This window comes from Nitrosomonas marina, from assembly GCF_900110145.1.
In the GTDB taxonomy this organism is placed as follows: domain Bacteria; phylum Pseudomonadota; class Gammaproteobacteria; order Burkholderiales; family Nitrosomonadaceae; genus Nitrosomonas; species Nitrosomonas marina.
In genome coordinates this window covers 1-2000 of record NZ_FOCP01000059.1, presented here as the reverse complement: position 1 = coordinate 2000, position 2000 = coordinate 1, and the positions used below count along the sequence as shown (strand labels likewise).

At 47.0% G+C, this 2000-nt stretch carries 5 protein-coding genes; all 5 read right to left on the bottom strand.

The annotated features are described in order from the left end of the window. Positions 1–314 precede the first annotated feature (314 nt). Positions 315–530: a hypothetical protein gene (locus BMX44_RS16325; protein WP_143056991.1), complete on the bottom strand. Its 216-nt coding sequence runs from the start codon at positions 528–530 to the stop codon at positions 315–317. Positions 531–640: 110 nt separating this feature from the next. Then, positions 641–787 (bottom strand): hypothetical protein, encoded by a 147-nt coding sequence (locus BMX44_RS17040; RefSeq protein ID WP_177167805.1) that lies wholly within the window; start codon positions 785–787, stop codon positions 641–643. Between the two features lie 49 nt (positions 788–836). Next, complete coding sequence (locus tag BMX44_RS17035) at positions 837–1199, bottom strand: HNH endonuclease signature motif containing protein (protein WP_177167804.1); 363 nt, start codon at positions 1197–1199, stop codon at positions 837–839. Next, on the bottom strand, positions 1196–1729 hold the full coding sequence (locus BMX44_RS17345) for a hypothetical protein (RefSeq protein ID WP_090634992.1): 534 nt from the start codon (positions 1727–1729) through the stop codon (positions 1196–1198). Before BMX44_RS17345 ends, BMX44_RS17035 begins: the two co-directional genes overlap by 4 nt. Continuing rightward, positions 1729–2000: hypothetical protein (locus BMX44_RS16310; protein WP_218144008.1), on the bottom strand; the 272-nt coding region annotated here is incomplete at its 5' end. The genes BMX44_RS16310 and BMX44_RS17345, both read right to left, overlap by 1 nt.

Genomic DNA, 2000 nt, shown 5'->3' with positions numbered 1-2000 from the left:
ATTTCTCCGGCTGACGACAGTTCAGGTTCTGGTGCCTGCTTGCAAAGCAGGTAATTCGGCTCGTATCCGTCGATTACAAACGTAAAGTCGCTTGATATGACCTTGGCGCCTAGCGCCTTCGTAACGTCATACTGCCCCTTCAAATACTGCGCGTTGCTTATAGCCATGATTTGTTTTCCTATCAGAATTACACAAATATCGATAGGCAAACTTTATTTCACCGGACTTTCGATAAACGCGGGTTTTTCCGGATTGATGCAACAAAAAACCGCCCGTAGGCGGTTTTAATATCAAGATATTAGGATATTAAGATATTAATTCCCGTCCGCTGGCGCATCCGGGTTCATATCATCCAATTGCTGTGCAACAGCAGCAAGCGCGTTCAATGCGTCTTCAGCTTCCTGCGGGATTTCTGCATCTTGCAGTGCGGTCTGAAGAGCGGAAACCTGATCCGTAATCTCGGTCTTGGCTTTTTGAATCTGCGCAAGCACTTGGTTAAGTTTTGTTCCCAATTCATCTAATTTAGTCATGATTTGTTCCAATAAAAGTTCGTGCCCTTTTAACAACTCAAAAACATCATCCAGCTGGCACGGACCGTTGATGTTTATAGTTTGATGCTGGCATGGCTTGCTTTCATCCGTCATTTGATAAGTCTCGCGCTCACGCGCACATGTTCATAATTATTGTTTTCACGCGCCTTCATGGACCTGTCGTACATTGCGCCGGTGACTGACAGCAGCAATACCGTTACCAGAGCACTCAAGACAAACAGCATGATTACTGTCATGAACACGAGTAACAACATGAAGCCGCAAATTCTTGCAATGCATGACGGCCTACTCGCTTCCACAATAGATATCACGCTCCCACCTGTCCTTGCAGAATTCACCGGCACAGGATTTGATCTCGACAGGCAACCATTGCATGTTTGACACTGAGTCAGCGCCGCCACACGCCAAAGGGATGACATGATCAATATGCCATCCTGGGCATGGTTCATACAGCCTCGCACCAGTCGGGCACGGCCACCGCCTCCTGAATTCACGCTTGGCCTTCCAGCTTCGTGAGATATCGCCGTCTGCGTCGCGCTTTATTTCATCAACACAGCATCTTGTTTCTATGTATTGATTGATTGCGACGACCGGCAGCGGCATGAGAAAAACAGCCGCCACGATTATCACGGCATGCTTAATGTTCATTCAACAACCTCGACAATACCTTCCAACTCGTGCTTCACGGCCTTGAAATAGGCTTTAAGCGTTTCCCGTTCCCGGTATAACTTCCACAGCTTATCGCTCAGTTCTGACTCTGAGACTCGTATGTCTTGAACGTCTTGATAAACTCCTTGGGTGACTCGTACTCTAGGTTTACTGGCGGGTTTAACACTGACCATGGCACTTTCGGCTTGTCCACGCATGGCGTTTTCATTACAGGCGGTGCTTTTGGTACGGAACTGCACCCTGCGAGCATCAGCAAGATCACTATTAAGCTGATTAAGTGTTTCGTCTTTTTCATTGATTGCCCTCAATAGATTGATTTCGTTCTGTTCATTCTGCTTTGCGACACGCTCCATGGCATCGCCAAGTTCTTTGGCGAGCTCTTCTCGCTGCTCCGCATACATTTCAAGCCACGCAGCCTTTTCCAGTTTTTTGCCGTGATCAATGCCGCCGATCCATGAACCGCCGATTGAAACCAGAAAAGCGATTATTCCGATCAGATATATATACATTACTTATTCTCCTTGGAGTCTTGCCTGTCCTTTGAATAATAGCGATACAGATAGCCGAGTAACGCTAACGGCAGCCCGTCTTTGGATGCGATAACGGTAGCAACCTCAGTGGCAGTAAAATCGCTATCCAGCGCTTTCATGGCAAAAAGAAAAGACTCATGCGACGCCATAAACAGGTACCCCATGATGACAATCATGAATATCCGTCTAAACAGCATCTTGTTTTCAAACTGATCCTCAGCCCATCCCATTTTTAAATCCCTCCTATGGG

Bases quoted from the DNA above. Each gene is read 5' to 3' on its own strand.
- BMX44_RS17035 (WP_177167804.1), bottom strand. From the start codon at position 1,199: ATGAACATTAAGCATGCCGTGATAATCGTGGCGGCTGTTTTTCTCATG.
- BMX44_RS17345 (WP_090634992.1), bottom strand. From the start codon at position 1,729: ATGTATATATATCTGATCGGAATAATCGCTTTTCTGGTTTCAATCGGC.
- BMX44_RS16325 (WP_143056991.1), bottom strand. From the start codon at position 530: ATGACTAAATTAGATGAATTGGGAACAAAACTTAACCAAGTGCTTGCG.
- BMX44_RS17040 (WP_177167805.1), bottom strand. From the start codon at position 787: ATGACAGTAATCATGCTGTTTGTCTTGAGTGCTCTGGTAACGGTATTG.